Genomic DNA, 24,952 nt, shown 5'->3' with positions numbered 1-24,952 from the left:
TATTATTTCTCCTTTTCAAATGTAAAATTATCTATAAGACGAGTTTTGCCTATATAAACTGCAATTGCTATAAGTACTGATTTTTCAATTTTTTCTACTGGACTTAGTGATAAACTATCCACAATTTCAATGTAATCTATTTTTGCAGATGGTACTTTAGTTATTTCTTCTTCAATAGTTTTTCTTATTTTATCAGAATATGTTTCACCTTTTGTTAGTATTTCTTTTGCTTTTTTTAGACTCTTGTTTAAACACAAAGCTTCTTCTCTTTCTCTTACTGAAAGATAAGTATTTCTTGAGCTTTTGGCAAGTCCATCTTTTTCTCGTACAATAGGGCATCCTACAATTTCTATATTAAAATTTAAGTCTTTAACCATTCTTTTGATAACAGCTAACTGTTGAGCATCTTTTTCACCAAAATAAGCTTTATCAGGAGTTACAATATTAAATAGTTTTGAAACTACAGTACATACTCCTCTAAAATGACCTGGTCTTTTAGCGCCGCATAATCCAGTTGTAAGACCTTCTACATTTACATAAGTTGCTGCATCCTCAAAATACATTTCCTTTGACTCAGGGTTAAATACTAAATTAGCTCTGGCTTCTTCACAAATTTTTGCATCTCTCTCTATATATCTTGGGTAGGTATTTAAATCCTCATTTGCTCCAAATTGAATAGGATTTACAAAAACACTTACTACTACTTTATCATTTTCTTCTGAGGCTCTATCAATGAGACTTTTATGTCCTTCATGAAGATATCCCATAGTAGTAACAAGTCCTATTGATAAGCCTTCCTTTCTCCATTCTTTTATACATTGCCTAACTTCTTTTATTGTATGAATTACTTTAAATTTATGCATTTTAATACATTCTCCTCTTTAACCTAATATTTTTATGATACATTTTTAAATTTTTTATCATGTGTGTTATTTGCTGTCTTTTTTGCCCAATAACTTGCAATTATTGGACCAGTGATGATTTGCCATATACTAGTTATAGCAGCTGGTAGCGCAGCAGTAGGATTAAAATGAGCAGCTGCTAATGAAACGCCAAGACCTGAATTTTGAATACCTATTTCAAAAGAAAGAGTTCTTCTCTTTTCCTCAGAAAAACCAAAGAGTTTTCCAGCAAAATAGCCTACTACTAATCCTAATGCGTTATGGATTGCAATTACTAAAAACGTTAATAGAGCACAAGTTGTTATTTTTGAAGCATTAGCTCCAGCTATACATCCTGATATCAAGACAATACAAACAATTGATACTAACGGAAAGATTTCACAAAAATTATCAACCTTATGTCCCAAAAGTTTCTTTACTATAATACTTAAAAAGATTGGTAAAAGAATAATTTTTACTATAGATAAAAACATTGCAAAGGCTGAAACAGGTACAAATTTGCCAGCCAATAAAAGTGTTAAAAAAGGTGTTACAATAGGAGCTAATAATGTAGTAACTGTAGTCATAGAAACTGATAGCGCTATATCACCTTTACCAAGGTAAGTCATTACATTGGAAGATGTTCCACCAGGGCATGTTCCTACAAGTATAACGCCTACTGCAAGGTCTGATGGTAGCTTAAACAAATAGCACAATACAAATGCAATTAATGGCATAACAGTAAATTGTACAGTTGCTCCTATTAAAATCTCTTTAGGTCTTTTAAAAATAAGTTGCAAGTCTTCTGATTTTAAGGACATTCCCATTCCAAACATGATAAAACCAAGCATTAATGAAATATGAGGAACTAATGCTTTAAGGGTTAAAGGTTTATATACACACCATGCTGAAACTGCTATAACTAAAATAGCAAAATACTTACCTGCAAATTTGTTAATTTTTTTTAATATGCCTAATAAACTCATTGTGAAGCCCTCCATTTTATGACTACCATATATAAGCGTTTATTAAATTTTTATACATGTTAGCCTTATTTGAAAATGAAAATATAAAATGGATAGGATATTGAGAGGAACATGAATTGTCTATATTGGAAAATGAATTAGAAAATAATCTATCATTATTGTGACAAATTATTTTGCATTTTATATTATACTTAGTTATACTCTGCCAGATATCATATATGCTATTACAGGGAGTTGTAATAAATAGTGTATTGCTATCCTGAATGATTTGTATTAAATTTTGATATGATTTTAAATATATAAATTTAGAAAGTTTTAATGCAGACTGGTAGGTTCTGCTATAATCTCCTGTAATTCTTATATTTTTTGTGGAAAAATATTTTTCTATTTTCAGTATTATCACCTCCATTTTTTAAAAATAAATGGATGCAATACAAAAAAACCTCAAGCTATGAGGTAGGTATACTTGTCCCACTATAGCTGTCTCATTCTAACGATATGAGCAGAATAAATATTTAATTTGAATATGACAAATTGGTGCAGTTCCATAGGATACTACCCATTTTGAAGTATTTTAACATATGAATAATAATATGTCAAAAAAATATCTGTTTCTAATATTGTAATTAAAAGTAAACTACATAAATAAGTTTTGAATTTTAAGTTATTCACATTGAATAGCTTTATTTTTTTTGTAAATACACATAATACTACTGAAATTTTAAATCAATTTATTATTGATTTTTTAGCAAATACAATGGACATGGAGGAACAAAATGGATAAAGTTAAAAGTGAAATTAATTTATTAGTTAAAAACGCTAGAAAAGCTCATGAAGAATTTCTTGATTTTGATCAAGAAAAAGTAGATAACATTATTAAGGAAATGGCTATGGCAGCACTTGAAAAACATAGGGAATTGGCAAAAATGGCTGTTGAAGAAACAAACATGGGAGTATATGAAGATAAGATTACTAAGAATATTTTTGCTTCAGAATATGTATATCACAGTATAAAAAAGCTTAAAACTGTTGGTGTTATAATGGATAATCCAGAAGAGGATTATATGGAGGTAGCTGAACCTGTAGGTGTTATAGCAGGAGTTACACCTACTACAAATCCTACATCAACTACTATTTTTAAAGCATTAATTTCAATGAAAACTAGAAATCCTATCATATTTAGTTTCCACCCAAGATCACAAAAGTGTAGTGTTGAAGCTGCAAGAATAGTTAGAGATGCTGCTATAAAAGCAGGTGCACCGGACACTTGTATTCAATGGATTGAAGAACCTTCTATAGAAGCATCAAAAGAATTGATGTATCATCCAGGAGTGGATATGATTCTTGCAACTGGTGGGCCAGGAATGGTTAAGACAGCGTATTCTACAGGTAAACCAGCACTAGGAGTTGGAGCTGGTAACGTACCATGTTATATTGAAAAAACAGCTAAACTTAAAAGGGCTGTTAATGATCTTATAATGAGTAAAACCTTTGATAATGGAACAATATGTGCTTCTGAACAAGGGGTTATTATAGATAGAGAAATTTCTGAGGAAGTTATAAATTTATTAAAGGAAAATGGATGCTACTTTTTAAGTGAAGAAGAAATGAAAAAATTAGAAAAATTGGCAATTGATGAAGAGAGATGTGCTATGAGTCCTGAAATAGTAGGTCAAAGTGCAGTTAAAATTGCTGAAATGGTAGAATTAGACGTACCAAAGGATACTAAAATTTTAATTGCAGACCTTAAGGGAGTAGGCGTACAATATCCGCTATCAAGAGAAAAATTAAGTCCTATATTATCAATGTATATTGTGGATGGTTATCAAGAAGGAATAAAACGTTGCGAAGAAATGATAGAATTTGGGGGATTAGGTCATTCAGCTGTAATACATTCTACAGATGAGCATGTAATTGAATTATTTTCAAGAAGAGTTAGAGTGGGAAGAATAATAACTAACTCTCCATCTTCTCAAGGAGCAATTGGAGACATATATAATACCAATATGCCTTCCTTAACATTGGGATGTGGAACAATGGGGAAAAATTCAACAACGCAAAATGTTAGTGCATTAAATTTGATTAATGTTAAAAAGGTAGTCAAGAGAAGAGTTAATATGCAGTGGTTTAGAATTCCAGAGAGAGTTTATTTTGAAGCAGATTCAATACAATATTTATCAAAATTGCAGGCAAAAAGAGTTTTTATAGTTACTGATAAAGCTATGGATAGACTTGGATATGTATCTAAGATTATGTATCATTTAAAAAAGACTAATGCTGATATTAATGTTTTTACACAAGTAGAACCAGATCCATCTTTGGAAACTGTTATGCGTGGAACAGAATTAATGAGAGGATATGAACCAGATGTAATAATTGCACTTGGAGGTGGTTCTCCAATGGATGCTGCAAAAGCAATGTGGTTGTTTTATGAAAATCCAAATTTAGATTTTAATGCACTTAAGCTTAGATTTATGGATATTAGAAAGCGAACATTTAAATTTCCTAAAATGGGTAGAAGAGCTAGATTTGTAGCAATACCAACTACTTCAGGTACAGGTTCAGAGGTAACAGCTTTCGCAGTAATAACTGATAAAATAAATAATATGAAATATCCTTTGGCTGATTATGAATTGACCCCAGATATTGCAATTATAGATCCAGAGTTAGTTATGACAGTACCACCATCAGTTACAGCTGATACAGGAATTGATGTATTAACACATGCTATAGAAGCTTATGTTTCCGTTATGGCTTCTGATTATACCGATGCACTTGCTATGAAAGCTATCGAACTGGTATTTAAGTATTTGCCTGTTGCATATAGAGCAGGACATGATAAAGAAGCAAGAGAAAAAATGCATAATGCATCATGTATGGCAGGTATGGCATTTACTAATGCTTTTTTAGGGGTTAATCATAGTATTGCGCATAAACTGGGTTCTGAATTTCATATATCCCATGGAAGAGCTAATGCTGTTATGCTTCCACATGTTATTGAATATAATGGAGGAAAACCAACAAAATTTACTATTTTCCCTAAATACGAATATTATATAGCACCTACGAAATATCAACAAATTGCAAAACAACTTAATTTACCATGTTCAACACCAGAAGAAGGAGTTAAAAGTTTAGCAAATGCAGTTAGAGATTTAATGAAAAAAGTCAATATGCCGTTAACTTTAGCTGAATGTGGAATAGAAGAAGAACACTTTAATAGCATAACTGAACGATTAGCAGATGAAGCTTTTGAAGATCAATGTACAACTTCTAATCCAAGACTTCCACTTGTAAAGGAAATAAAAGAACTTATGATAAAAGCATATAAATAATTAAAAGAGTTTAAAATGAGCCAGAAGAACAGTAAATTAAAAAAAGTTTTTCAGGCTCGTTTTTTTATTGTAAGAAAACATAGACAAATAACCAAATGCATGATATATTGTAATTGAGTAAACGGTTACGTAAAGGGAGAGAAATATGAAACCAACAATTAGAGATGTCGCAAAAAAAGCTAATGTATCAGTAGCTACAGTATCTAGAGTTTTGAATAATCAAGACGGTTATTCAGAAAAAACTAAAGAAAAGGTACTAGAAGCAATAAAAGAACTAGGCTATAAGCCAAATGCAATAGCTAGAGGACTAGCAAACAAGAGTACACAAACAATAGGAGTTTTAGTTCCTGATGTATCAACTATGTTTCTTTCAAAAATTTTAAATGGAATAGAGATTACTGCTCATAAGAAGGATTATAGCGTAATTATATGTAACACAGGAATTTTAGGAGAAAGAATAATAGACTATTTAAACATCTTATCTGAAAAGCGAGTAGATGGCCTTATTATAGTTAGTTTGCCTATGAAAAATGAGTATCATGAAGCAATTTCAAGTATGAATGTTCCATGTATCCTAGTGTCCACAATGTCTTATAGATATCAGCTTCCTTATGTTAAAGTGGATGATAGACAAGCAGCATATAATGCAACTCAATTTCTCATAGAAAGAGGCCATAAAAAAATAGCTATGATTAGTGGAACAAAAGATGAGTTTATAGCTGGAAAATCAAGGGTTGACGGATACATAGATGCATTAAGAGATTATGGTTTATCTATAGATGAAAGCCTTATAAAATATGGAGATTTTAGCTATAGAAGTGGCATTAAGTGTATGGAGGAACTACTAGAAGAAGGCATTGAAAAATTTACTGCAATATTTGCAGCAAGTGATGATATGGCGGTAGGGGCACTATCTATGGCCTATCAAAGAGGAATTAAAATACCAGATGAGTTATCTATCATAGGTTATGATAATACACAGATAGCAGAGATGAGTATTCCGCCACTGACAACTGTTGCACAACCTTTCTACGAAATGGGAGAAAAGGCAGCAGAGAAGCTAGTGCATATGATAGAAAGTAAAGGAAAAGCTGAAAATATTATAATGCCTCATTATATTCAAGAAAGAAGTACTGTTAAAGAAGTTAAATAAGATAAATTATAAGATTTAATGTAAACGGTTACGTTAAGAAGGAGTGGTAAAAATGAATAAAAAGTGGTGGAAAGAAAGTGTTGTTTATCAAATATATCCAAGGAGTTTTAATGATAGTAACGGTGATGGAATAGGAGATTTAAGAGGAATTATAGAAAAGCTAGATTATTTAAAAGAGCTTGGTATTGATGTTATTTGGTTATCACCTGTTTACAAATCTCCAAATGATGATAATGGGTATGATATAAGTGATTATCAAAATATTATGGATGAATTTGGAAGCATGGAAGACTTTGATGAAATGCTAAGTGAAGCTCATAAAAGAGGAATGAAAATTATGATGGACTTAGTTGTTAATCATTCATCAGATGAACATAAATGGTTTGTTGAATCTAAGAAATCTAGAGATAATAAGTATAGGGATTATTATATATGGAAACCTGGTAAAGATGGAAAAGAGCCAACTAACTGGGAGTCTTTCTTCAGTGGTTCTACTTGGAAATATGATAAAAACACAGATGAATATTATCTACATCTATTTAGTAAAAAGCAGCCTGATTTAAATTGGGAAAATCCTAAATTACGTAGAGCAGTTTATGATATGATGGATTGGTGGTTAAGTAAGGGTGTAGATGGATTTAGAATGGATGTTATTAATTTCATCTCTAAAGATCAAGCATATTTAGATGGAGAAGTTCATAAAGGAAAGAAGTATGGAGATGGCGCAAAATATTGTATGAATGGACCAAGAGTACATGAATTTCTGCAAGAAATGAATAGAGAAGTGTTAAGTAAATATGACATTATGACAGTAGGTGAAACTCCAGGTGTAAATCCTGAAATTGCTAAAAAATACGTAGGTGAAAATAGAAATGAGCTTAATATGGTATTCCAATTTGAGCATATGGATTTGGGAAGTGGTCCAAATGGTAAATGGAGTGATTTGCCGTGGAAATTAACAGAACTAAAAGCAATAATGAGTAAATGGCAAAAGGGTTTAGAAGGAGATGGATGGAACAGTTTATACTGGAATAACCATGATCAACCACGTGTGGTTTCTCGTTTTGGTAATGATAAAGAATACAGAGTGAAAAGTGCAAAAATGCTTGCAACATGTCTTCATATGATGCAGGGTACTCCTTATATATATCAAGGAGAAGAAATAGGAATGACAAATGTAGCATTTGATTCTATAGAAGAATATAAAGATATAGAAACATTAAATATGTATAATGAAGCAGTAAATGAACAGGGAAAAGACCATGAAGAAGTAATGAAGGGGATTTATGGTAGAGGAAGAGACAATGCTCGTACTCCTGTTCAGTGGGATGATAGTGAGAATGCTGGTTTCACTACAGGCAAACCTTGGATAAATGTTAATTCAAACTATAAAGAAATAAACTGTAAAAAGGCTTTGGAAGATAAGAACTCTATTTTTCATTATTACAAAAAATTAATTGATATACGTAAAAACAATGATATTGTTGTATATGGAAGATATGATTTGATTTTAGATGATCATGAAAAAATTTATGCTTATACTAGAACATTAGAAGATGAAAAGTTATTAGTAATTTGCAACTTTAGTGAACAAACATCAGAATTTAAATTGCCAGAGGATATAACATATAATTCAAAAAAATTAGTTATTTCAAATTATGAAGTTGATGATTGCAATATAGAAGAATTTACATTAAAACCTTATGAAGCAAGGGTTTATAATTTTAAAAAATAAAGTTTGAATTTAATTTTCAATAAATGGATCCTCATATTTTTTATATATTTTTAGAAGCTACCTTTCAATAGTTTGGAAGGTGGCTTTTTTAGAAAGATAATAAAAAGTTAATTTCTATTAAACATAAGATTTAACACAAATTTAACTTAAGAAAATGTAAATTTTTGACGAAAACTAATATATACATAAAAAATCATAGCAATATGTATATATTTAACATTACAAAAGAACTAATAGTTCTGGAAGGGGGAAGGCAAGAATAATGAAACGGAAATTCAATGATTTAAAAATCAGAACAAAAATACGTTCTGGATTCTTAGGTATAATAATTTTTATGTTGGTTTTAGGGGGAATTTCCTATTCAGTTACAACAAATCTTATAAATAAAAAGATTCCATTACTTTTAGATAATAATAGTGTTTATCAACTTGTATTGGAAATGAGAAAGAACGAAAAAGACTTTCTGCTAAGGGAGCAAGCTAACTTAGACTTTTTTAAAACAGGAAAAAGCAGTTATATTGATGAATTTGAATCAAGTTTTAAAGATTTAGCTGAAAAAATTCAATTAGTAAAAAAGTATGAAGAAATACAGAACAATCCAGAAGAGTTAAAAAAATTAGAACAGTTAACAGGTTTAACACAACAATACCACAATGATTTTTTACAAGTTGTTGAAAAATTAAGAATTAGAGGGTTTAAAGATTATGGAATAGTTGGAGAGCTAAGAGATGCTGTTCATAAAGTTGAAGGTAATATAGAAAAATTACCACAGAATCAGGAGTTAGAAATTTTAATGCTACAAGCTAGAAGATCAGAAAAAGACTATCTTCTAAGAAAAGATATAAAGTATGTTGAAAAGTTAGAAGGAACAGTTTCAAATTTTAAAGCTGTAGTAAATAATTCTAATTATAATGTAGAAACTAAATCAAACTTAAATTCCTTAATAGATACATATAAAAATAAGTTTGAACAAGTAGTTACCATAGATAAAGAAATTGGTTTAAAAGCCACAGCTGGTTTAATAGGCCAATATAGAAATGCAGTGCATAATATTCAGCCTTTAATTGAAGAAATGCATAAAGATAATATAAAATTAGTGAAAAATACAGTTACTAAGTCATTGATACAAATGGGGATAGTTGTAATTGTTGTTATTATAGCATCGTTATTATTTGGAATGTATATTTCAATTTTGATAACAAAGCCATTAAATAAAACTAATGATATGTTAAAGGATATTTCTGAAGGAGAAGGAGATTTAACGCAAAGGTTACAAGTTAATTCTAAAGATGAAACGGGAACGCTTTCTAAGTGGTTTAATATTTTTATTGAAAAAATATATCAGTTGATAGTTCAAGTAAAAGATGATGCATATACTTTAGCGCAGTCATCACAAGAATTATCATCAGTAATGCAACAAGCTAATGAGGGTATAGAAAGTATTGCTAAAGAAATAAACACAGTATCTGGTGGATTACAAAATAATTCTAGTATGGTTGAAGAAACAACTGCTGGTATTGAAGAGGTAACCAATAATTCAGAAGTTATTTCTAAAGAAGCAGAGCATACGGTTCAAACAAGTAAAAATATTCTAGAATCAGCTACTTTAGGAGCAAAAAATATAAAAGAAGTTGTGGAATCTAATATTAGAGTAGAAAAATCTTCACAAAATGTATATGATTCTATAAAAGAACTTAAATATTCATCAGAACGCATAGGTGAAATAGTTTCAATGATAACAGGGATTGCAGAACAAACTAATCTTTTAGCATTAAATGCAGCAATTGAAGCTGCTAGGGCTGGGGAACAGGGAAAAGGCTTTGCTGTTGTTGCAGATGAAGTAAGAAAACTAGCAGAAGAAAGTAAAGAAGCTACGTCTAAGATTAGTTTATTAATAACTGAAATTCAGGAAAAAGCTGATAAAGCTGATTTATCAATTGTGGAAAGTAAAGAACTTGTAAAAATAAGTGTAGAAAAATCTAATGATACAAATATTCAATTTGATAATATATTAAAAGCTATAGAGCAAACAACTGAAAAAATTGAGAATATATATGATTCATCCAAAAGACAATTTGAAATTTCAGAAGAAATGACAAAAGCAATGAATGAAATATCTAAAACTACTCAGGAAAATGCGTTATCAGTGGAACAAATAAATGCAGCTATAGAAGAGCAAGTTGCTTCTTTTGAAGAAATAGGTGCAGGGGTAAGTGAACTGGATAATTTAGCTTCAAAATTAAAAGAACAAACGGATAGATTTAAAACCGAATAATTAGAAATTAGAAAAATAAAAGTAACAGTAAAATATAAAGCTAATGGATAAGAGGAATTAATCTTCTCCATTAGCTTTATGTTATTATTATACTACTTTTTTAAAAAAGAATTTTCGAAGTCTTCAGTATCAACAGGCTTTCCAATTAGATAGCCTTGCATAGCGTTACATTTTAATTCTTTTAAAATATCAAGTTGGTCTTCAGTTTCTATACCTTCAGCAACTACTTTTACATTTAAACTATGAGCCATTACTATTATTGTTTTAATTATCTCATGATTTTTAGAATCTTTATCTAAAAATCTAATAAGCGATTTATCTATTTTCAAAGTGTTAATAGGTAAAGTATTTACATAGCTTAGCGAAGAATAACCTTTACCAAAATCATCTAAAGAAATAGTTATTCCTAAATCCTTTAATTGATTTAAGGTAGTGATAGTTAATTCCACATCTTCCATAGATTCATCTTCAGTGATTTCTAAATTTAAATAAGTAGGAGCTAGTTTTGATTGATTTAAGGCATCCTTAACTATATCTAAAAAGTTTTGCTGTTTTAGCTGATTAAAAGAAATATTTACAGAGATATAGATATCTTTAAATCCTTTCTCGTGCCATTTTTTACACGCCAGACAGGCATTACGTAAAACCCAGTTATCTATATAAACTATCTGTCCTATGTCTTTGGCTTTTTGGATAAAATCATTAGGATAAATAAGCTTATCTTTGAATTTCCATCTAATCAGTGCTTCAGCACCTATTATATCCATTTTAGCTATGTTATATATTGGTTGAAAGTGAAGAATAAATTCATTATTTTCTAAAGCTTTTTGTAGGTTGTTTTTTATTATTAGTTCATCTAATGCTTGAGAATTCATGTTTTTAGAGTAAGTTTTATAACTATATCCTTTATTTTTCTTAGCAGCATACATTGCAGTATCTGAATTTTTCATTAATGTAGGTAAATCTTCACCATCATCAGGATAAATACTAATTCCAATACTAGCACTAACATAAATTTCATGTTCACCATATTTAATAGGATGTCTTAAAATATTACAGATTTCCTCAGCTAGTTTTTCTGTTTCTTCTACTGAAGATATATAATTTTGAACTATTATAAATTCATCTCCACCTAATCGTCCTAGCAAACAGTTTTTATCCATTATGGTACTGAGGTTCTCGGCTGATTTTTGAAGTATAAAATCTCCTGCATTATGACCTAAACTGTCATTAATATTTTTAAAATTATTTAAATCAATAAAAAACAAAGCAAATTTAGAGAGATTATTTTGTATTAGTTGTTCTATACTTTCTAATATATTCTTACGGTTTGGCAGTGTTGTTAATGTATCAAAATATGCAAGTTGTGTTAATTCCTTCTCAGATTTTTGTAATGTGTTAAACATTTTATTTAATTTTTTACTTAATTCTGTTATTTCATCATCGCCTTTTTCATCTATTCTCAAAGATAAGTTTCCTGTATTTGTAATTGAGTCTACTGCAGTTTTAATAGCGAATATTTTTCTAATTATTATTTTGTTTAGAGAAATTACCACAAGAGCAGTACACAAAAAGCATATCAAAGATAGAATAAAGAGAAAAAACATAAGGCTATCTTGCACATTTTTATAAATATCTCTAGGCATATCTACAGCTGTAATTAAAGAAGGTGTAGCAAATATATCATTCATTAAAAAATATCCTGAGATAGTATTATTGTTTTGTATTTTCACATGTATATTATTATAAATAATAGAGTTTTTCAAAAGTGTTGGATTATATTTTTTTACCTTTATGTTAAGTTTCAAGTCACCAGATAGAGTTTTAAGGGCAGAATCATCAAAGTATTTTGCTAAAATAAAAGTACCTCTTGGTAGTCCACTACCATCATTTTTTATTATGGGTTGTGCGCTAATAAAAACAGGTATATTATTACTTATCAAGATGCCGGAAAGTCTTTTGGAATTATCAAAAGAATTTATTTTAGAAATAATATCTTTTTGTATATTTTGTTTTAAATCTGGTGATAGTGGTAAAGAACTAGTTACATCTTTAGTAAATAAAGTTTTACCAGAATAATCCACAAATGCTAAAAATGCTATATTCAAGTTTTTAAAACTGATTAAATCACTAAAATTGGAATTTAAATACTGTTCATTATGATTTTCCATAAATGCATAAGTTTCATCCCATTGAGAATATTCTAAATTAAGAGTATCCATAGTTTGTAAATCTTTTTTTATAAAGCGTGAAACTCTTATAGTATCTGATACAACTTTTTCTGTTTCTAAATTATTAGCGTTTTTCATCATTAAATTTCTGGAAAAAGCATATAGTAGGCAAATTCCAAGTAATATAGATAATATTGTTATTTTAAGAACTTTTATATATAATTTCATCTTATGTATTTCACTCCTCTATGAGTTAAGGTTATAATTATATTTTCGTATAAAAGCAGTAAAAGTTGAAATAAAAAATTAGAAAGCCAATGAAGTTTTCTTCATCGGCTTTCTACATGTATAAAATTAAAGTTTATAGTAATTTTGTAATATTGTAAACTAAGTAAATTAATTAGTATTCTTAAGCACCTAAAAGATCTTCTTCAGACTCGTCCCAACATTCAACATTTTCTAAACCTTCAATGCTATTTACAGTGAATACAGGGTCTTTTCCTTCTTTCTTTTGTTTAGCATAATCTTTTAGAGCTGCAAAAGCAATTTTTGATAGCATTGCAATGGCAATTAAATTGATAACAGCCATTAATCCCATGAATAAATCAGCCATATCCCAAACAATTTGAACTTTAGCAACTGCGCCAAACATAACCATTCCTAGTACTAATATTCTATAAATTATTAACCAAGTTTTATTTGCATTAAGAAATCCTATATTTGATTCTCCATAATAATAATTTCCGATTATAGAACTAAAAGCAAAAAGTAAAATACATAAAGCTATAAAGGTATTTCCCCAAGAACCGACTTGAGAACTTAGTGCCGATTGAGTAAGTTGTATTCCTGTTAGCCCTTTACTAATATGTGCTCCAGAAAGTAAAATGATGAATGCAGTAGCACTACAGATTAAAATAGTATCAGTAAATACACCTAGAGTTTGAATGAAACCTTGTTTTACAGGATGGCTTACTTCAGCTGTTGCAGCAGCATTAGGCGCACTTCCCATTCCTGCTTCGTTTGAGAAAAGACCTCTTTTAATTCCATTCATAATAGTTGTTTTTAGAGCTATTCCCACTCCACCTCCAACAACTTGTTCTAATCCAAATGCATTCTTAATGATAAGAGAAAATAGTGATGGAATAGCAGAAATATTCTTAACTATAACAAATAAAGCAACTAGGACATAAGCTACAGCCATAATAGGTACAATTAATTCAACAACTTTTGCTATTCTTTTTACTCCTCCAAAAATAACCACTACTGTAAATGCTGTTATACATAATCCCATTACAACTCTATTGATACCGAAAGCTTGTTCAAATGCAAATGTGATTGTATTTGTTTGTACAGCATTAAATACAAACCCATAAGATAAAGTTATTAAAATAGAGAAAACAATCCCCATCCATTTTTTATTTAGACCCTTTTCCATATAGTATGCAGGGCCACCTCTATAACCATGTTTATCTTTAATCTTATAAATTTGAGCTAAAGTACTTTCAACAAAGCTTGATGCAGCACCAATTAAAGCAATTAACCACATCCAAAATACTGCGCCAGGTCCTCCAAGAGAGATAGCTATTGCCACACCTGCTAGGTTACCAGTTCCAACTCTTGAAGCAGTACTGATACAGAAAGCTTGAAAAGAAGAAACCCCATGTTTCTTTTCTTTTTTGGAAGAAACAGAATTGCTTGCCCCATCTCCCAATAATCTGAACATTTCTCCAAAAAATCTAAATTGAACAAATTTAGATTTAAAAGTAAAATAAAGTCCAAGTAAAATAAGTAATGCAATGAGTACATAGGACCAAAGTAAGGTATTACCCTTAGAAACTATGTTTTGTAAAAAACTTAGCATTAAAATAGCACTCCTTTTTAATAATTATTTATATTCGTTTTTAAACTCAATTGATACAATTGTAACAAAAATTAGTATATATATCAAATTTTTATATATTTCGACTTTTCTGAAAATTAGTCGTGGCTTTCGTTTTGATTATATATAGCTTTTTTTTACGCTATTTCTATGTATTTTAAATTTCCATTGATGGGATTTTTTGAAATTATACAAAAGAGAGTATTCATGTGGGAAAATAAGAAGTGAATTTTAAAAAAATATATACCAAAATGATAAAGAGTAATTTTAAGCAAAATTTTTTCTTTGTGAACTAAACAATAAGAAGGTTATGAAACTGAAAAGGTTGAGAAGTTTAGCATTAAACTGAAAAATTCCTATGTATGGTATGAGACCCAAGGTAAGATAGATAGAACCGTTATTGTTAATAATGTTGATAAATTTGATAAGATAAAAGCTTTAGATACAGAAAAAGGAAACAAAATAAAATCTACTATTAGTGCACCAATTTTTATAGAGAGACAATTATATGGTTTTGTAAACGTTGATAGTATATACAATTATGCTTTTGATCAAACTGATTTAGAAGTAATGGAATATATGAGAAATCAAATTGAAATTGCTATTAGCAAACATAAGCTTTATGAAGAAATTGTTTACTTATCTCGATTTGATAAATTGACTAATGTATATAATAGAAGGTATTTCGAAGAACTATTTGATACATGTGTAAATAAAACTAATGAATTAGAGAAAAAAATTTTATTGGTAGTATTTGATTTAAATGAATTGAAGGTTATCAATGATACTTATGGACATTTAGCAGGAGACGAGTTGATTAAAACGTTTGCTAGTGCTTTAGGTAAATGTGTTCGTTCTTCAGATATTTTAGCAAGAATTGGTGGGGATGAATTTGTAGGAATTTTTTTTGATGTAGATTCACAAACATTGGTTAAAAGATTTGATAAGCTAATTAAGAAATTTGAAAATAATCCAATAACTTTTGAAGAAAACAATATTATTTGTAGCTTTAGCTATGATATTGCTAATTTTCCTCAAGATGGTAATGATGTTAATAAACTAATAAAAATTGCTGATAAATGCATGTATGAATATAAATATATGATAAAAAATATGCATAAGTTATCATAAATTTTACAACAATTGATACTGATTCTATTATGAATAGAAAGCCAATGGATAGTGCAATTGCAATATTCAATTGGCTTTTTTTATATATTAAATATATTTCAAAAAGAAGGGAAATGACTTAAAATGTGGAATACATATAAGTTGGTATAAATAACATTAACAGTTAAAAAGAGGGGGAGAATTATGAGTTTACCTTTAGAAGGAATTAAGATATTAGATCTATCTAGATATCTTCCAGGGCCACTGTGTACACAAATATTAGCTGATTTTGGAGCTGAAGTTATTAAAATAGAGCAGCCCAAAAGTGGAGAACTTGGAAGAAATTTAGCTCCACTAATTAATGGTGAAAGTGCTCGTTTTTATACTGTGAACCGAAATAAAAAGAGTGTAACATTAGATTTAAAAAAAAAGGAAGGTAAAGATATATTTAAAAGATTAGCAGCTAATTGTGATGTGGTATTAGATCAGTTTAGACCAGGTGTTATGGATAAAATGGGAGTAGGTTATGAGGTGTTGAAAGAGATAAATGAGAGGTTGATTTACTGCTGTCTAACTGGTTATGGACTTAATGGTCCTTTGAGGGATACTGCTGGTCACGATCTTAACTATTTAAGTTTAGCTGGAGTTACAGAACAAACAGGAAATAATCAAGGTAAACCATCGATGAGTGGAGTACAGATTGCTGATACTGCTGCAGGATCTTTATATTCTGTTATTGCTATTCTTTTGGCACTAGCTAGTAGAGAAAAAACTGGTAAAGGGCAACTATGTGATGTAGCCATGTTGGATGGATCTATTACTCTTTTAGCTTATACAATAGGAGAATGGTTTGGTTCAGGAAAACTCCCACAGAGAGGTGATGAGGGGTTAACTGGCGGATATGCTTGCTATCATATTTATGAAACTAAAGATAATAAATATGTGAGTCTAGGAGCTGTAGAAGGAAAATTTTGGGTTGAATTTTGTGAGAAAATAGATAGGAAAGAGTATACTACAGTTCAATGGGATAAGGAAAAGCAGGAGGATATTATTAAAGATATTAGTAATATAATACTGCAAAAAACTAGAGATGAATGGGTAACGTTTTTCTCAACCAGTAATATCTGTTTTACACCAGTTTTAAATATGGGAGAGATGTGTCAGCATCCTCAAATTATAGCTAGAAACATGATTACAAAGCTTACTAATTTTAAAGAATCTGGTAAGGACGTTGTTTTAACGGGAGTACCCATAAAATTATCTCAAACTCCAGGAGAAGCAAAATATATTTTTCCAGAGTTAGGTGAGCATACTGATGATATACTTATGAATATTGGATATTCAAAGGAAGAAATAGATACATTACGTAAAAATTCAGTTATATAAATAAAGAACCAATGGATAAATTCATCAAAATCCTATCCATTGGTTCTTTATTTGAAATTACTTGACTATATGATATTTACTAGTTACAATAAGTGCAAATATATTCAATGTGATGAAACAGGAGTGAGAATATGCCTAAAATTATAAAAAATATAGAACAAAACATTTTTAATGCAGCCTTTGATCTTTTTGGAGAGCATGGCTATAGAGAAGTTGATATGAAGATGATTGCTAAAAAAGTAGGGATTGCTGTTGGAACATTATATAATTATTATCCTAATAAAAAACAGCTTTTCATAGATGTTTTTAAAAAGAGTTGGGAAAGCACTTTTTATAGGATTAATAATATTATGGAAGAAGAAGTCAATGCTAAGGAAAAAATAAGAAATTTTATATATGTATTATATGAAGAGATATCAGGAAGAAAAGGTTTGGGCAAAGAATTAATAAAAGATAATGTATTTGGAGAAAATGCTATAGAAATGTTCTCAAATGTTAAAAAGAATTTATTAATAGAAATAGAGCAGTTATTAAAAAAAATAAGAGAAGAAGAGGGACTTAGGATAGAAAATGAAATGGAAAATAGGTTGGGTGAGACAATCTTTATTCTTATAATTGAAATGATAACAGAACATCCTAAGGAAAAAGAAAAGAATATTAAATTTATTACTCAGGTTATAGAGTGTACTTATGGAAACAACAAATAAAGAGAACTAACTCTTAAAGGATGACTTTAGAGTTAGTTCTTTCTTTATTTAGTATATTCTGACTATTCCATAACCAGCTTCATTTAAGCCTACCATTATTTGATTGATATGTTCGTGTCCATTAGTTTCAACTGTTACTTCTAATTGCACTTGCATAAATCTGTCAAAGGTTTTGAATTGATTATGATCAAGTTTTATTACGTTAGCATTTAATTTAGCAAGGATTTTTGAAATTTTTAAAAGTTCTCCTGGTTTATCAGGAAGGTCTACTGTAAAGCAGAATAATCTTCCTTTTGAAACAAGACCTCTATTTATCATAGAAGAAACTGTTACTACATCGATATTTCCACCACTTACAACACAAACTATTTTCTTATTCTTATCATTTAATTTTTTTAATGCAGCTAAAGACAATGCACCAGAAGTTTCGGCAATTAATTTTTGCTTTTCAAGTACAACTAAAAAAGCTTCCATTATATCAAAATCTGATACAGTTATAATTTCATCTACATAATTTTTGATGATTTGAAAGGTAATATCTCCAGGCTTTTTTACAGCTACACCTTCAGCAATTGTTTTTACTGTATCCAAGTTAACAACTGAATTTTTCTCCAAAGATTTTTTCATAGCTTTGGCCCCTTCAGGTTCTACGCCTATAATTTTCACCTTTGGATTTATGGATTTAGCAGCAATAGCAATACCGCTTATAAGTCCACCACCACCTATAGGAACAATGATACAATCAGTATCTTTTAAGTCTTTTAATATTTCTATCGCTATTGTTCCTTGTCCAGCAATAACATCTAAATCATCAAAAGGATGTACAAAAACATAATTATTTTCTTCTTGAAGCTCTTTAGCTTTAGTATATGCCTCATCGTAGCAATCGCCATGTAAAACTACATTTGCCCTATAATTTTTAGTAGCGGCTACTTTAATAAGTGGAGTTGTTCGTGGCATTACTATTGTAGCTTTAATACCAAGCTTTTGAGCGGCATAGGCAACCCCTTGAGCGTGGTTTCCGGCAGAAGAAGCTATAACCCCTCTTTTCATTTCTTCCTCTGATAATTTGCTGATTTTGTTGTAAGCGCCGCGTATTTTAAATGCCCCGGTAACCTGTAAATTTTCAGGTTTTAAATAAATTTCATTTCCTGATTCAATACTAAAAACAGGACTGTACATAAGTTCTGTTTTGGTGGATATTCCTTTAAGATTTTCTGCGGCTCTTTCAACATCTGTAAGGTTTAATAAAGAATTTAAATTTTGCATTAATGTTGCCCCCTTTTAAATTTAAGTAATAAAAAAAAGTCCTTGAAAAAATTTTTCCAAGGGCGAATTAATATCCGCGGTACCACCTTAATTGCATATTAATAATATAAAAAATATGCCGCTATTTTCAGTTCAATAAAACCTAAGCCTTTTATCGGGGCTAGACGGTGTACCTTACTATTGTTCAGATACACAGCTTAGGAGTGATACCTATTTTACCACCCAATATCGATTCTCAGCAAATATCGATTCTCTGTAACTGAGTTTGATAAAATAGCTGTCTCCGTCAAAGCTATTTAAACTATGTAATTTTATTTAATTGATTATATATTCTATAGGGTTTTCTTATAGTTGTCAATATTTTATGAAAATTATCTATTGGTATTTTGTAATAAGCTATGAATTAATTTGGAATACTAGTGATATGTAATAGGAGGTATATGTATATGAATGAATCGCTTACAAATAAGCAGATTGCTTTTATGCTTTTCGGATTAATTGTAGGATATGGTGTAATAGGACTTCCTAAAGGTATTGTTGAAAAGGTAGGTACTGAAGCATGGTTTGCTATATTAATTGGTACTGTTATATCTGTTTTTGGTGTATACATAATTGCATATCTAGGGTATGTTCATAAAAATAAAACACTATATGAATATAGTCAAGACCTAGTAGGAAAAACTATGACAACTATGTTTATCATACCATATTTAATCTTATTCTTTGTACATCTTACATATGTTGTGAGAATGGCTAGTGAATTAATTAAGCTTACTATACTTATAAAAACACCTACATGGATAATAAGTTTACTTTTCTTTTTGATTGTATATTATGCTGTAGTAAAAGGGCTGAGAGTTGTTGCAAGACTTTGCGAATTCTATGGAATTATAGTTATTGTATCTTATTTATTTATACATATGCTTATGTTTACACAAGGAAAATTAGTCAATATAAGACCGTTTTGGGGAACAGCAGATATAAAATCACTTTTACAAACATTACCAACTATGGCTACTCCATTTATAGGAATAGAGATAATATCTTTTATTCCTATAAGTGAAAAAAATGGTAAAAGAGTAATTAGAGATTCAGCTTTAGCTGTAGGTTTAATAGGGCTTTTATATGTTTTGGTAGTAGAAAGTTGTATGTTTGTTATAGGACCAGATGATATTGTTCATTATAAGGATGCAGTAATAGCTACAATAAGAAGAATAGAAATACCTTATCTTGAGTTTTTTAGAAGACTTGATGGTATATTTATAAACACATGGGTTATGAGTGTATTTTGCACAGTCGTTATATATGCTTATGGAACTATTTTTTTTATAAGTAAGTATTTAAAAAAAACTAGCTTTAATACTCTTTCTATTATTGTAATGGTGATTGCTTTTATTGCTTCTCAAATTCCTAAAACTGTTTTTGAAGTGGAACGAATACTTAAATATAATGGTTATTTTTCTATTATTCCCATAATAGTAATACCCCTTATATTATTTGTTATAACGAAGGTGAAAAAATATGATAAAAAAGCGTAATAAATTATGTATAATATGGACAATAATATTACCTATATTATTAACCGGATGTTGGGATTACGCAGATATTGATAAAAGAAGTATAGTGATTACACTTGGAGTAGATCGTATTAATGATAAGATCGAATTTTCAGGAGAAGTGGCTAAACTTGCACCTGAATTCGGAGGTGCCAAAGAAAAAACTACAATAACACATGTATACAAAGATTTATCCTATGGTGCAACTTTTGAAGAGGCTAGGGTAGATTTTAATGTTAGGCGTCCACATCCAACATTTTTAGGGGCAACAAGGGTAGTTGTGCTTGGGGCAAATTATGCCAAAGAAGGTATAGAACCATATCTTAATAGAATTAATCAAATGTATGATTACAGAAAAACACTTCTTGCTGTAGTAAGTCGTGAACCTGCTGCTGAATTGTTTAAGGTAAAAATAGAAAATGATATATCTGTGGGTTTTTTGATAGAACATAGTTTAAATTACTTATCCCAAAAAGGAAGTGCTCTATATACAGATATAGGAGAGATGCTTTCTGATATTGCTTTGGGAGAGGTAGGATATCTTCTGCCTTATGTAGGAATAGAACAGGGGCAAATAAAATATTTAGGTCTTGCTGTTATGAAAGATTCAAAACTAATAGGCGTTATTGATACAATGGATACAGATGGACTATTGTATGTGATGGGGAAAAATCCTAGATTAGTAGAGGTTATGCCTAGTCCTAGAAAAGGTGAAAAAAATTTAGTTTCTTTCAGAACTATTATTAATAAAAGAAAGATTAAGACAGATTATATAGATAATAAGGTTATTATTAATATAGATTTAGAGTTAGATGCAGCAATGCAGTATCAGTATCATATAGAACCGATAACCGATGTGAACAGAAATCAGCTGCAATCTATGATAGAGCAAAAGGTGAAAAATGATATTAAAAACATTATAAAGAGAACACAAGAAGATTATAAATGTGATGTTTTGGAATTTGGAAAATATTTCAGAGCTGATAATTATAAGGTTTACCAAGAAATAAAATGGTCAGAAGAGTATCCTAAAGCAGAGATTAATGTTGATGTTAAAGTAAAAATTATAAATGAAAATATGGCTGAATACAAACCTAAAACAGAAAAAACTAATGGAATAAAAATAATGGAAGAATGATGTGGTGTAAGTGATGGAAGAAAATAAATTTATAGATAAAATAAAAGAAATGAGTAATCAGAATTCAGGAATATCAATAAGAAAAATATATAATATGGATACGGAGATATTTATACTATATATATTGCAACTTACAGACAGAGAATGTATTTCTAATAGTATCATAAAGCCTATATTGGAGTATGATAAAGAAAGAATTAGCATAGATATTATTGCTAGATCAATTATTTATATGGATGATATTTCTATGAATGATGATGAAGAAAAAATATTAGATTACATTCTAAAAGGAAAATCTATTATTCTTATACCCAATGAAGAAAAATATATTGTAGCAAATACTTATGAAGTTGAAAAGAGAAATGTTGAATCACCACGTATACAAAGTGCACTAAAGGGACCTAGAGATTCATTTACAGAAAATTTTGAGACAAATTTATCCTTAATACGTTATAGAATAAAAGATGCTGCTCTTAGAATTGATAATTTTACTATTGGGGAAAGAACAAAGACTAATGTTGCTGTAGTATATATTGAAGATGTTGCAAATCCTGAGTATGTGGATGATGTTAAGAAAAGATTAAAAGATATAAAGGTAGATGGTGTTGTTGAATCAGGATATGTTCAAAAATTTATTAGAAATAATACATTTGATTTATTTCCCCAAATTGGTATTGCTGAGAGGTCAGATACAACTTGTTCAGAGTTGCTGAATGGAAAAATTGCTATTATTGTTGAAGGTAGCAACTTAGCATTATTATTACCCAAAACCTTTATTGAATTTTTAGATGCTGGTGAAGATCATTATGAAAATATATATTTAGGAGTATTTACAAAATTTTTGAGAATACTAGCTTTTCTCATAACGTTAACACTATCTTCCTTATATATTGCAGTGGTGAGTTTTCATCCTGATATTCTTCCACCACAGTACATTTTGGTTTTAGCAACCGCAAGAATAACTGTTCCAGTTAATTCGTTAATAGAAGTTACACTTATGGAATTGGTAGGAGAAATACTTAAAGAAGCCAGCGTAAGACTTCCTCAGGAGATTGGAACTGCTATTGGTATTGTAGGTACAATTGTCATTGGTCAGGCAGCAGTTGTTGCTGGGCTTGTTAGTCCTCTTACGGTAATTATAATATCTTTAGCTACAATGACTTCATTTGCGTTTCGCGATCATACCATTATGGCACCTATTCGTATTTTAAAATTTATGCTGATTTTTATAACAGGTATTTTAGGGATGTTTGGATTTACTATGGGAATTACTTTTATAGTTATCAATTTAATTTCACATTCAAGTTTTGGTGTTCCGTATACTGCGCCTGTGGCTCCTTTAAATGTTAAGGAGTTAAAAAAGTTTATTTTTAGTGATATTACACTAAATAAAAAAAGACCTAGATTTTTAAAACCTAGAGATAAAAAAAGACAATAAGGTTATTGAGGATTAATTTTAATAATTATCATATTTAAAGAATAAATAACAATAAAAGTAATTAGAAAATTATTAAAATGATAATTCAATTATAATTAAAATGCTGTTAAACTAAGTCAATGCAAGGCATAAAGAAGTATTATCAAAATGATAAGCTTTTATCGTTTTGATAATACTTCTTTATGATTATAAATGTTAAAAATTGTATAAAACCAAGGAGAAAGCGGTTTGGCACAAATTATGCTTAATAAATATTCTCAATATAATAAATATTCTTACAAAACAAACTGATATTATATTTTACATTAAATAGTTGATTTAAAACAAGCAAAATTCGATTTGATTTTCATCTTAATTGTTAGCTTAATTGTCATAAATTTTTTGCAAACATATTACAAACTATCCAGTTAAATAAGTTAGCACTGTTTTTTTCAAATTCATCCTAAAACTAAGTAAGATATAGATTGTAAATCATACAATCTATTATATAAATTATATAAAAGGGGTGATTTTAGTGAATAAAAACACTGAAACTATCAAGGTTAATGACAGTTGGCTAGAAAGGACATTCAAACTGAAACAGAGCAATACTACAGTTAAAACTGAAATTATCGCAGGTATTACCACGTTTTTAACAATGGCATATATCATTGCGGTAAATCCAGACTTCTTATCAACTACAGGTATGGATAAAGGAGCACTTTTAACATCAACATGTATAGCAGCAGGTATTACTACAATTTTAATGGGATTTTATGCAAATTTACCATTTGTTTTAGCATCAGGCATGGGACTTAATGCGTTTTTTGCTTTTTCAGTATGTGGTGGAATGAACGTTCCATGGCAGGTTGCATTAGTAGCTGTATTCTGTGAAGGTATTATATTTATTATTCTTTCATTAACAAACGTAAGAGAAATAGTTGTAAATTCAATACCAGTGTGTTTAAAGATAGCTGTAAGTGCAGGGATTGGATTGTTTATAGCTTTTATAGGATTCCAAAATGCTAAAATTGTTGTAAATGATGATGCAACACTAGTTGTTTTAGGAAAATTTAGTGACCCTAGAGCGGTTATTGCTGTTATAGGAATTGCAATTATTGGTATATTAGTGCACAAAAAAGTAAAAGGTGCAATGCTTTGGGGAATTTTAGCTTGTACAGTTATAGCTTGGGGTTATGCTCTTGCAATTGGACCTGAACAAGCTGCAAAATTATATCAAATTTATTTACCAACAGGACTTTTTGGAATACATAGTATGGCACCTATAGCTGGGAAATTAGATTTTTCTATATTTGGAAGTAAAGAAGGTATTATTACACTTGCATCAGTATTACTAACATTTTTATTTGTTGATTTCTTTGATACTGTAGGAACTTTAGTTGGAGTTGCATCAAAAGCTAACATGGTAGATGAGAAGGGAAATGTGTTAAGAGCAAAACAAGCATTATTAGTTGATGCTATTGGAACTACTATGGGATCTTTTATGGGTGTGTCAACTGTTACAACTTATGTTGAAAGTTCAGCAGGTGTTGCAGAAGGAGGAAGAACAGGACTTACAGCTGTAGCGGCAGGTGTTTTATTTTTAATATCAGCATTTTTCGCACCTGTATTTATGGCGATTCCTAGCTGTGCAACTGCACCAGCACTTATCATAGTTGGATTATTTATGATGCAAAATATAACTCAAATTGACTTTTATGATTATACTGAGGCTATACCAGCTTTCTTAACAATAATATTGATGCCTCTAACTTATAGCATAGCTACTGGATTAATGTTTGGTGTTATTGCTTACACATTATTTAATTTCCTTGGAGGAAAGAAAGAGAAAGTTTCTATAACCATATTGATATTAGCAGTAATTTTTGTAATAAGACTTGCTACTCTATAAGAATAAAAAAAGTTTGTATAATATTAATAAAAGTAAAAGAGA

General features: G+C 29.6%; 16 protein-coding genes and 1 other annotated feature. Of the genes, 11 read left to right on the top strand and 5 right to left on the bottom strand.

From position 1 onward, the window contains the following. Positions 1-2 precede the first annotated feature (2 nt). Both panC and OXH55_RS01120 read right to left on the bottom strand, forming a co-directional pair. Positions 3-863 (bottom strand): pantoate--beta-alanine ligase, encoded by an 861-nt coding sequence (gene panC, locus OXH55_RS01125; RefSeq protein WP_268047562.1) that lies wholly within the window; start codon positions 861-863, stop codon positions 3-5. Positions 864-895: 32 nt separating this feature from the next. After that, entirely contained in the window at positions 896-1,867 is a 972-nt protein-coding gene (locus OXH55_RS01120; protein ID WP_268047561.1) for a bile acid:sodium symporter family protein, read from the bottom strand. 776 nt (positions 1,868-2,643) lie between these two features. On the opposite strand from OXH55_RS01120, the gene adhE reads away from it, so the two are divergent. The 4 genes from adhE to OXH55_RS01100 all read left to right on the top strand — a co-directional run bounded on the left by adhE (position 2,644) and on the right by OXH55_RS01100 (position 10,365). Continuing rightward, on the top strand, positions 2,644-5,202 hold the full coding sequence (adhE, locus tag OXH55_RS01115) for a bifunctional acetaldehyde-CoA/alcohol dehydrogenase (protein WP_268047560.1): 2,559 nt from the start codon (positions 2,644-2,646) through the stop codon (positions 5,200-5,202). 145 nt (positions 5,203-5,347) lie between these two features. Beyond that, complete coding sequence (locus OXH55_RS01110) at positions 5,348-6,355, top strand: LacI family DNA-binding transcriptional regulator (RefSeq protein ID WP_268047559.1); 1,008 nt, start codon at positions 5,348-5,350, stop codon at positions 6,353-6,355. Positions 6,356-6,407: 52 nt separating this feature from the next. Further along, the gene (locus OXH55_RS01105) at positions 6,408-8,090 is read left to right on the top strand and encodes a glycoside hydrolase family 13 protein (RefSeq protein WP_268047558.1); all 1,683 of its coding nucleotides are present in this window, start codon (positions 6,408-6,410) and stop codon (positions 8,088-8,090) included. 262 nt (positions 8,091-8,352) lie between these two features. After that, the gene (locus tag OXH55_RS01100; RefSeq protein ID WP_268047557.1) at positions 8,353-10,365 is read left to right on the top strand and encodes a methyl-accepting chemotaxis protein; all 2,013 of its coding nucleotides are present in this window, start codon (positions 8,353-8,355) and stop codon (positions 10,363-10,365) included. Positions 10,366-10,457: 92 nt separating this feature from the next. Here the strand turns inward: OXH55_RS01100 and OXH55_RS01095 are convergent, their stop codons facing one another. Both OXH55_RS01095 and OXH55_RS01090 read right to left on the bottom strand, forming a co-directional pair. After that, complete coding sequence (locus OXH55_RS01095) at positions 10,458-12,764, bottom strand: EAL domain-containing protein (RefSeq protein ID WP_268047556.1); 2,307 nt, start codon at positions 12,762-12,764, stop codon at positions 10,458-10,460. Between the two features lie 181 nt (positions 12,765-12,945). After that, positions 12,946-14,397, bottom strand: a complete 1,452-nt coding sequence (locus OXH55_RS01090) for an alanine/glycine:cation symporter family protein (RefSeq protein WP_268047555.1) — start codon at positions 14,395-14,397, stop codon at positions 12,946-12,948. Between the two features lie 357 nt (positions 14,398-14,754). Between OXH55_RS01090 and OXH55_RS01085 the strand changes: the two genes are divergently transcribed. The 3 genes from OXH55_RS01085 to OXH55_RS01075 all read left to right on the top strand — a co-directional run bounded on the left by OXH55_RS01085 (position 14,755) and on the right by OXH55_RS01075 (position 17,618). Then, complete coding sequence (locus tag OXH55_RS01085; RefSeq protein ID WP_336296760.1) at positions 14,755-15,546, top strand: sensor domain-containing diguanylate cyclase; 792 nt, start codon at positions 14,755-14,757, stop codon at positions 15,544-15,546. Between the two features lie 183 nt (positions 15,547-15,729). Then, entirely contained in the window at positions 15,730-16,911 is a 1,182-nt protein-coding gene (locus OXH55_RS01080; RefSeq protein ID WP_268047554.1) for a CaiB/BaiF CoA transferase family protein, read from the top strand. Between the two features lie 131 nt (positions 16,912-17,042). Further along, the gene (locus OXH55_RS01075) at positions 17,043-17,618 is read left to right on the top strand and encodes a TetR/AcrR family transcriptional regulator (protein ID WP_268047553.1); all 576 of its coding nucleotides are present in this window, start codon (positions 17,043-17,045) and stop codon (positions 17,616-17,618) included. Positions 17,619-17,666: 48 nt separating this feature from the next. Here the strand turns inward: OXH55_RS01075 and ilvA are convergent, their stop codons facing one another. Beyond that, the gene (gene ilvA / locus OXH55_RS01070; RefSeq protein ID WP_268047552.1) at positions 17,667-18,887 is read right to left on the bottom strand and encodes a threonine ammonia-lyase; all 1,221 of its coding nucleotides are present in this window, start codon (positions 18,885-18,887) and stop codon (positions 17,667-17,669) included. Positions 18,888-18,942: 55 nt separating this feature from the next. Beyond that, positions 18,943-19,186 (bottom strand) — a binding site (T-box leader). Positions 19,187-19,333: 147 nt separating this feature from the next. Here ilvA and OXH55_RS01065 point away from each other — a divergent pair. The 4 genes from OXH55_RS01065 to OXH55_RS01050 all read left to right on the top strand — a co-directional run bounded on the left by OXH55_RS01065 (position 19,334) and on the right by OXH55_RS01050 (position 24,910). Continuing rightward, positions 19,334-20,425, top strand: a complete 1,092-nt coding sequence (locus OXH55_RS01065) for a GerAB/ArcD/ProY family transporter (RefSeq protein ID WP_268047551.1) — start codon at positions 19,334-19,336, stop codon at positions 20,423-20,425. Next, positions 20,409-21,581: a Ger(x)C family spore germination protein gene (locus OXH55_RS01060; protein ID WP_268047550.1), complete on the top strand. Its 1,173-nt coding sequence runs from the start codon at positions 20,409-20,411 to the stop codon at positions 21,579-21,581. The genes OXH55_RS01065 and OXH55_RS01060 overlap by 17 nt, the downstream gene beginning before the upstream one ends. A gap of 13 nt (positions 21,582-21,594) precedes the next feature. Further along, positions 21,595-23,019 (top strand): spore germination protein, encoded by a 1,425-nt coding sequence (locus tag OXH55_RS01055; protein WP_268047549.1) that lies wholly within the window; start codon positions 21,595-21,597, stop codon positions 23,017-23,019. Positions 23,020-23,533: 514 nt separating this feature from the next. Further along, the gene (locus OXH55_RS01050) at positions 23,534-24,910 is read left to right on the top strand and encodes an NCS2 family permease (RefSeq protein ID WP_418921816.1); all 1,377 of its coding nucleotides are present in this window, start codon (positions 23,534-23,536) and stop codon (positions 24,908-24,910) included. Positions 24,911-24,952 lie beyond the last annotated feature (42 nt).

It is taken from the genome of Clostridium ganghwense (genome assembly GCF_026735165.1).
GTDB lineage: Bacteria > Bacillota > Clostridia > Clostridiales > Clostridiaceae > Clostridium_H > Clostridium_H ganghwense.
The sequence above is the reverse complement of the archived record's forward strand: the minus strand, read 5'-3'. Positions and strand labels throughout refer to the sequence as shown.